This window comes from Pseudomonas sp. 37 R 15 (assembly GCF_900004865.1).
Classification (GTDB): domain Bacteria; phylum Pseudomonadota; class Gammaproteobacteria; order Pseudomonadales; family Pseudomonadaceae; genus Aquipseudomonas; species Aquipseudomonas fluorescens_AM.
The window spans coordinates 43,115-50,899 of the sequence record NZ_CVTV01000058.1; the positions used below are offsets into that span (position 1 = coordinate 43,115).

A 7,785-nucleotide genomic window follows, 5' to 3' on the forward strand; every position below is an offset into this window, starting at 1 on the left:
GGGGGCTTGCCCCCGATAGCGATCGGAAGGCCGCTAAAGAAACATCTCCCTTGCCAACCCATGCCGTTGCATCTTTTCATTGAAGGTGCGGCGGGGCAGTTGCAGTTCCGCCAGCACCGCCTTGATATCGCCTTTATGTCGGGTCAGCGCAGCTTTCAGGCAATGCGCCTCGAAGGCTTCCTGTTGCGCCGCCAACGATTGCCCGACCTCGACACCCTCAGGTTCAGGCTCTCCAAGCCCCAGTACCTGGCGTTCAGCGACGTTGGCCAGTTCACGCACATTGCCCGGCCAGTCATGGCTGAGCAGGCGCCCCAACTGCGGCCCGCTCAAGGGTTCGACCTGGCGGCCCAAACGCTCGGCGGCGCTTTGCGCAAAATGCTCGTACAGCAACGGGATGTCTTCGCGCCGCTCGCGCAACGGTGGCAAGCGCAGTTGCGCGACGTTCAGGCGATACGCCAGGTCTTCGCGAAAACGCCCGGCACGGGCCTCTTCCAGCAGGTCCGGCTTGGTGGCGGCAATGATGCGTAAATCCACCTGGATACTTTGATTGGAACCCAACCGCTCAAGCTTCTGCTCCTGCAGCACCCGCAACAATTTCACCTGTTGGGCCAGGGGCATGCTTTCGATTTCATCAAGGAACAGCGTGCCGCCGTGGGCATATTCCAGCTTGCCGATACGCTTGCCCTGGGCGCCGGTGAACGCGCCGCTTTCATGGCCGAACAACTCGGCCTCGAACAGCTGTTCGGGAATGGCCGCGCAATTGAGCGCGACAAACGGTTTCTTCGCCCGCAGGCCGAAATCATGCAGGCAGCGGGCCACCAGTTCCTTGCCGCTGCCGGTCTCGCCACGGATCAACACATTGACCGGCAGCGCTGCCAGGTCCAGCACCTGGCGGCGCAGGTGCTGCAAACTGCGGGACACCCCCAGCAGGCTGGATTCCAGTTGGGCGCGGTGATCGGCCTGCTGATGCAGGCGGCGGTTTTCCAGGACCAGGCCGCGTTTGTCGAGCGCTCGACGCAGGCTATTGAGCAGGGTATCCGGGCTGAAAGGTTTTTCCAGAAAGTCGTAGGCGCCGTCGCGCATGGCTTCGACGGCCATTGGCACGTCGCCATGGCCGGTGAGTAAAATCACTGGCAAGTCGGCATCACGACGCTGCACTTCGGCCAGCAACTCCAGGCCGCTGAGCCCGGGCATGCGCACGTCGCTCAGGATCACGCCGGGGAAGTCCCTGGGCAACTGCGCCAGGCATTCTTCGGCACGGCTGAACAATTGCACCGCGAAACCCGACAGGCTCAACCATTGTTCGACGGCCGTGCGAATGCTGGCTTCGTCATCCACCACAATCACCGCGTTCAACATAGGTCGGGCGTCTCCAGCGCGACGGGTAAGGTCAAGGTAAACACTGCGCCGTCGCCCCGGTTGCCGGCGATCAGGCGTCCGCCCAGTTCATGCACGATAGCGTAGGACACCGCCAACCCCAAGCCGAGCCCGTCACCCACTGGCTTGGTGGTGAAGAAGGGGTCGAATACGTTGTTCAAGTGTTCTTCGGCAATCCCGCCGCCGCTGTCGCTGACGCTTAACTGCCAGAGCTGCTGGTCGGCGTGCAAACGGATCTCCAGGCGTTTGCGCGGTTTGTCGGCCATGGCATCCAGGGCGTTACGCAGCAGGTTGATCAACACTTGTTCGAGGCGAATCGCGTCGCCCCGTACCCAGGCAGGGCGGGTCAGGTCCAGCGCTACGCCGATGTGTTCATCGCGCAGGCGCGCATCGAGCAGATGCAGGGACTGGTCGACCACGGTGGCCAGGTCCAGGCGTTCGCGCAGGCCGCTGGGGCTTTTTCGGGCGAAGGTCTTGAGGTGGCCCGTCAGCGCCGCCATGCGCGTGAGCATGTCATCCAGCGGTGTGAGTGCCTTGTAGGCATCGTCCACGCGGCCGTGGTCGAGCAACAGTCGCAGCGTCGCCAATTGCATGCGTTGCGCGGTCAGTGGTTGGTTGATTTCGTGGGCAAGGGCGGCGGACATCTGCCCCAGTGCCGCCAGTTTGGCCGACTGCACCAGGCCATCCTGAGCGGTGCGCAGGGCCCGGGTGCGCTCCTCCACCAATTGTTCGAGCTCTTCGCGGCTGCGTTGACGCAGGCGCGCCAGGCGCCAGCGTTGGCTCAGGAACAGCACAAGGAACACCAGGGCCAGCCAGGACCCGGCGGCGGCCAGGCCGGCATTGCGCTGGTCTTCAAACGGGAACTGGGGTTTGCGCAGCAGGTGCAGGGTCCAGCCTTCGGCTTTGAGCGGCAGCGACTCCCAGATGTAGTTGGCACTGCCGTCGGGGCCGTTGACGCGCATTAAATGGCTGTTGTCGTCAAAGCGTTGCAGGGTGCTGGTCTCCAGCGGCTGCAGTTGCTTCTTGTCGTATTGACGAGTGGCCTTGAGTTCAGCCAGGTCGCTCCCTGACAGCGGCCGCAGGTTGCGATAGCGCCAGCCCGGCTGGTTGGCGATGAACACAATGCCGCGTGCATCGCTGACCAGCAGCAAGTCATTGCCCTGGGCCCATTCGCGTTCCAGTTCGGGAAACTCCAGCTTGACCACCATGGCGCCGAGGAACTGCTCGTGTTCATCGACCACTGCGCTGGAAAGGAAGTAGCCCGGGATGCCGGTAGTCACCCCCACGGCATAAAAGCGCCCGGTGCCCTGGCTCAAGGTCTGGCTGAAATAGGGGCGAAAGGCGTAGTTGTGCCCCACGTAACTGCTGGGCAGCTTCCAGTTGCTGGCGGCCACGGCCAGGCCGGTGCGGTCCATCAGTTCCAGGGTGGACGACTGCGCGGCGCTGTTGATGCGTTCCAGCTTGCGGTTGAGCAGGTCCTGGGTGCTGGCATCCAGCGGGCCTTTCAAGGCGTTGATCATCTCCGAGTCCAGGGCCAGCACGGCGGGCAGGGCGCGGTAGCGTTCGATCAGGGTGTGCAGCGAGTTGGCATACAGCGCGAGCTGCTGGTTGGCGCGGGCGGCATCGTCCACCAAAGCCTGGCGTTCGGCATGGCGCGTAGCCAGGGCGGCAGCCAGTACTGCACCGGCGATGATCAGCAGCGAATAGAAGGTCAGGCGCAGGGAGCGAGGGATCGCGATCATACGATGATCAACAGGCCGGTAAGGGGCGAGCACCATACCATGAGCCATTGGGTAGTGCAGTCAGAGGACTGGTGTGGGAGGGGGCTTGCTCCCGATAGAGGTATGCCAGTCAGCCTATCTGGAACTGACTAACCGCTATCGGGAGCAAGCCCCCTCCCACATTTGGCTGCACTCATCATGAAAAAAGGCGACTGGGACGTGGGGCCGCAGTCGCCTTTATCCTTGGAGGGAGGTGCTTACTGCACTTCCACCGCGAGGCTCTCACTGATCTTCTTCTGCCAGATGGCAGGACCGGTGATGTGTACCGACTCGCCGTTGCTGTCCACCGCAACGGTGACCGGCATGTCCTTCACGTCGAACTCGTAGATCGCTTCCATGCCCAGTTCGGCGAAAGCGACGACGCGCGATTGCTTGATGGCTTGCGCCACCAGGTACGCGGCGCCGCCCACGGCCATCAGGTACACGGCCTTGTGGTCCTTGATCGCTTCGATGGCGGTGGGGCCGCGCTCGGATTTGCCGATCATGCCCAACAGGCCGGTTTGTTCGAGGATCTGACGGGTGAACTTGTCCATCCGCGTCGCGGTGGTCGGGCCTGCCGGGCCCACCACTTCTTCACGCACCGGATCAACCGGGCCGACGTAGTAGATGAAGCGACCCTTGAGGTCCACCGGCAGGGTTTCGCCCTTGTTCAGCATCTCGACCATGCGCTTGTGCGCGGCGTCGCGACCGGTGAGCATCTTGCCGTTGAGCAACACGGTTTCGCCCGGCTTCCAGCTCTGCACTTCTTGCGGAGTCAAGGTGTCGAGGTTGACGCGACGGGCCGATGGGCCGGCTTCCCAGACGATTTCCGGGTAGGCGTCCAGCGGTGGCGCTTCCAGCGATGCCGGGCCCGAACCGTCGAGCACGAAATGCGCATGGCGGGTGGCGGCGCAGTTGGGGATCATGCACACCGGCAGGGAAGCGGCGTGAGTCGGGTAGTCCATGATCTTCACGTCGAGTACGGTGGTCAGGCCACCCAGGCCCTGGGCGCCGATGCCCAGTTGGTTGACCTTCTCGAACAGCTCCAGGCGCATCTCTTCGATACGGTTCTGCGGGCCGCGCTTCTTCAGCTCATGGATGTCGATGGATTCCATCAACACTTCCTTGGCCATCACCGCGGCCTTCTCGGCGGTGCCGCCGATGCCGATACCCAGCATGCCCGGTGGGCACCAGCCGGCACCCATGGTCGGAACGGTCTTGAGCACCCAGTCGACGATCGAGTCGGACGGGTTGAGCATGGCCATTTTCGACTTGTTTTCGGAACCACCGCCCTTGGCGGCCACGTCCACTTCCACGGTGTTACCCGGGACGATGGAGTAGTGGATCACGGCCGGGGTGTTGTCCTTGGTGTTTTTACGCGCGCCTGCCGGATCGGCGAGGATGGAGGCGCGCAGCACGTTTTCCGGCAGGTTGTAGGCGCGACGCACGCCTTCGTTGATCATGTCGTCCAGGCCCATGGTGGCGCCATCCCAACGGACATCCATACCCACGCGCACGAACACGGTGACGATACCGGTGTCCTGGCAGATCGGGCGATGGCCGGTGGCGCACATGCGCGAGTTGATCAGGATCTGGGCGATGGAATCACGGGCGGCCGGCGATTCTTCGCGCAGGTAGGCTTCGTGCATCGCCTGGATGAAATCAACCGGGTGGTAGTAGGAAATGAATTGCAGGGCGTCGGCAACGCTCTGAATCAGGTCGTCTTGCTTGATCACGGTCATGAGTCGCGCTCCTCTATAAGGGAACATTCAATAAAGGTGGCTTCAGTGTTGCATCGGTCGGCTGAAGCCACCTTCCACAGGCACGCCATTGGTGCAGGCGCGACGCTAAAAAGGCGCGGCAGTATAACCCGTGGCGGTGGCCGATACACCCGACTATGGTCAAACTGTCGCAGGCATGATTCCCTGTGCACGTCCCTTCTGATAGAGCCTTTATATGCCTGAACTGCACGTCGGCGAACGCCACTGGTCGGTCGCCACCGGCAGCAACCTGCTGGATGCCTTGAACCAGGCAGGTGTGGCCGTGCCCTACAGTTGCCGCGCCGGCAGTTGCCATGCCTGCCTGGTACGTTGCCAGGGCGAGGTTCAGGACAAGCAACCTGAAGCGTTGAGCCCGGAGCAACGCCAGCACGGTTGGCGCCTGGCGTGCCAGTGCCAGGTGGTTGGCGATCTGCAGGTCGAAGCCTTTGATCCTGTGCGCGACGGTTTGGCGGCGCAGGTGGTGGGGGCCGATTGGCTGACGGCATCGGTGCTGCGTCTGCGCCTGCAACCGGAGCGCGGCCTGCGGTACAGGGCGGGGCAGCACCTGGTGTTATGGGCGGGGCAGGTGGCGCGGCCGTATTCCCTGGCGAGTTTGCCGCAGGAGGAGCCATACCTGGAGTTTCATCTGGATTGCCGTTTACCCGGCGAATTCAGCGATGCGGCGCGACAGTTGAACAGCGGTGATTGTCTGCGCCTGGGCGAGTTGCGGGGCGGGGCGCTGCATTACGATCCGGACTGGCAGATGCGACCGCTGTGGCTGCTCGCTTCCGGCACTGGACTGGGGCCGTTGTGGGGGGTATTGCGTGAAGCGTTGCGCCAGGATCACCAAGGCGCCATTCGCGTGATTCACCTGGCCCATGATGCTGACGGGCATTATCTGGCCGGGCCCTTGGCAGAGCTCGCCGCGCAGCATTCCAACCTGACGGTGGAGCTGTGGACGGCGGCGCAGTTGGACCAGGCATTGGTGCAACTGCGGCTTGTTTCGCGGCAAACGCTGGCTTTACTGTGCGGGCACCCTGGCAGCGTCGAGGTGTTCGCCAAGCGTTTGTTTTTGGCGGGGCTGCCGCGTAATCAGCTGCTGGCTGATGTGTTTGTGCCTCGTGGTTGAGGGGGGGGCGCGATTAACTGTGGGAGGGGGCTTGCTCCCGATGGCGGCCTCTGGGCCGACCAGGATTTTGTGTCGATCCTGGCCCAAATGTGGGAGGGGGCTTGCTCCCGATGGCGACCTCTGGGCCGACCAGGATTTTGTGTCGATCGTGGCCCAAATGTGGGAGGGGGCTTGCTCCCGATGGCGGCCTCTGGGCCGACCAGGGTTTTGTGTCGATCCTGGCCCAAATGTGGGAGGGGGCTTGCTCCCGATGGCGGCCTCTGGGCCGACCAGGATTTTGTGTCGATCCTGGCCCAAATGTGGGAGGGGGCTTGCCCCCGATGGCGGCCTCTGGGCCGACCAGGATGCTGGATTGGACCGAGTACATATCCGTTTCTTCGGTCACGGCCACTTAGGGTTCCGCCCTGACGGCGGCTCACTTTTGAAAAGCGCAAAAGTAAGCAAAACGCTCTTGCCGGTATGACTCACCCACATGGGTTACAAATCAGTTCACGCACATAGGTAACAGTTTTTAACTGGCAGGGTCGATTTCGCGAGGATCTGACCATGCCCTGGAAAGAGCTGAAACCTATGGACCTTAAAGTAATGTTCATTGCCGATTACCTGTCCCAGAAGCACAGCCTTAGCCAGCTGTGCCGGGACTATGAGGTCAGCCGCAAGACTGGGTATAAGTGGATCAGGCGTTACGAGGCAGAGGGCCCGAGTGGGCTTGATGAACGTAGCCGCTGCCGCCACAACCAAACCTACGTGGTGCCCTTGGCTGTGAAACAGGCAATCGTTGAATTTCGCTTAAGTGGCGAGACGATCCCCGGCCCGAAAAAGATTCAGAATAGCCTCATGCAGCGTTTCCCAGATCAGGATCCGCCCTCGAAGACGACCATTTACAACATTCTCAAGGCAGCTGATTTGATTACCCCCAAGCCATTGCGCCGACGGGTGGCTGTGTATCCCAAGCCTTTACGCAAGGCAGAAAATCCCAACCAGTTGTTCAGCGCTGATTACAAGGGCCAATACCTGACCGGAGCAGGGATTTGGTGTTATCCGCTGACGATCATGGATCATGCCAGCCGGTTTTTGCTGGCGTGCCAGAGCATGAGCAGCACCAATCTGAAGGAAACCCAGCAAACCTTCGAAAGGGTTTTTCGCGAATACGGCCTGCCAGAGCGTATTCGTACTGACAATGGGATACCGTTTGCCAGCACCAGTCGTGCAGGGCTGTCACAGCTGTCGATTTGGTGGATGAGACTTGGGATCATTCCTGAGAGGATCGAGCCAGGTCGCCCAGATCAGAATGGGCGGCATGAGCGCATGCACCGGACGCTGAAAAGTACATTACCTCACCCGTCGGCAATTGCGTGGGAAGCCCAGCAGCGACACTTTGATCGCTTCCTGCAGCACTACAATTACGAGCGTGGACATGAGGCGCTTGGCCAGAAAACGCCTGCTGCTTGCTATACGCCTTCAACTCGAATGTACCCAGAGACGCTACCGGAAATGATCTATGCGAGTCATATTGAGAGTTACCTGGCCGACAGTAGCGGAATCATCAATCGAGGAGGCATGCGGGTTTATGTTGGCAATCTACTTTGTCACCAGACCATCGGAATGGAGATGATCGGTGATGGGGTATGGAATGTAATCTTCGGTCCTGTGATCTTGGGCCATGTGAATGCGAGAGATGCAAAGAACGGTTATGTCTCAATCAAAGTGTCACCTATGTGAGTGCACTTTTTTGTAACCCATGTGGTTGACCCGTACA

5 protein-coding genes are annotated in these 7,785 nt (G+C 61.2%); 2 read left to right on the forward strand and 3 right to left on the reverse strand.

Annotation, left to right across the window (positions count from 1 at the left end):
• Positions 1-33 precede the first annotated feature (33 nt).
• The 3 genes from BFQ04_RS23605 to BFQ04_RS23615 all read right to left on the reverse strand — a co-directional run bounded on the left by BFQ04_RS23605 (position 34) and on the right by BFQ04_RS23615 (position 4,879).
• On the reverse strand, positions 34-1,359 hold the full coding sequence (locus BFQ04_RS23605; protein ID WP_065951343.1) for a sigma-54-dependent transcriptional regulator: 1,326 nt from the start codon (positions 1,357-1,359) through the stop codon (positions 34-36).
• The gene (locus tag BFQ04_RS23610) at positions 1,353-3,119 is read right to left on the reverse strand and encodes an ATP-binding protein (protein WP_065951344.1); all 1,767 of its coding nucleotides are present in this window, start codon (positions 3,117-3,119) and stop codon (positions 1,353-1,355) included. Before BFQ04_RS23610 ends, BFQ04_RS23605 begins: the two co-directional genes overlap by 7 nt.
• 236 nt (positions 3,120-3,355) lie before the next feature.
• Positions 3,356-4,879: a fumarate hydratase gene (locus BFQ04_RS23615; protein ID WP_065951345.1), complete on the reverse strand. Its 1,524-nt coding sequence runs from the start codon at positions 4,877-4,879 to the stop codon at positions 3,356-3,358.
• A gap of 214 nt (positions 4,880-5,093) precedes the next feature.
• On the opposite strand from BFQ04_RS23615, the gene BFQ04_RS23620 reads away from it, so the two are divergent.
• Positions 5,094-6,026: an iron-sulfur-binding ferredoxin reductase gene (locus BFQ04_RS23620; RefSeq protein ID WP_065951346.1), complete on the forward strand. Its 933-nt coding sequence runs from the start codon at positions 5,094-5,096 to the stop codon at positions 6,024-6,026.
• A 546-nt stretch (positions 6,027-6,572) separates the two neighbouring features.
• Positions 6,573-7,748 carry an integrase core domain-containing protein gene (locus BFQ04_RS23625; protein ID WP_065949219.1) on the forward strand — a complete coding sequence of 392 codons (1,176 nt, stop codon included), beginning with the start codon at positions 6,573-6,575 and terminating at the stop codon, positions 7,746-7,748.
• The last annotated feature ends 37 nt before the right edge of the window (positions 7,749-7,785 follow it).

What these genes read in the sequence shown, in the direction of transcription:
- BFQ04_RS23625 (WP_065949219.1), top strand. Translation starts at nt 6,573, where the DNA reads ATGCCCTGGAAAGAGCTGAAACCTATGGACCTTAAAGTAATGTTCATT.
- BFQ04_RS23605 (WP_065951343.1), bottom strand. Translation starts at nt 1,359, where the DNA reads ATGTTGAACGCGGTGATTGTGGTGGATGACGAAGCCAGCATTCGCACG.
- BFQ04_RS23615 (WP_065951345.1), bottom strand. Translation starts at nt 4,879, where the DNA reads ATGACCGTGATCAAGCAAGACGACCTGATTCAGAGCGTTGCCGACGCC.
- BFQ04_RS23610 (WP_065951344.1), bottom strand. Translation starts at nt 3,119, where the DNA reads ATGATCGCGATCCCTCGCTCCCTGCGCCTGACCTTCTATTCGCTGCTG.
- BFQ04_RS23620 (WP_065951346.1), top strand. Translation starts at nt 5,094, where the DNA reads ATGCCTGAACTGCACGTCGGCGAACGCCACTGGTCGGTCGCCACCGGC.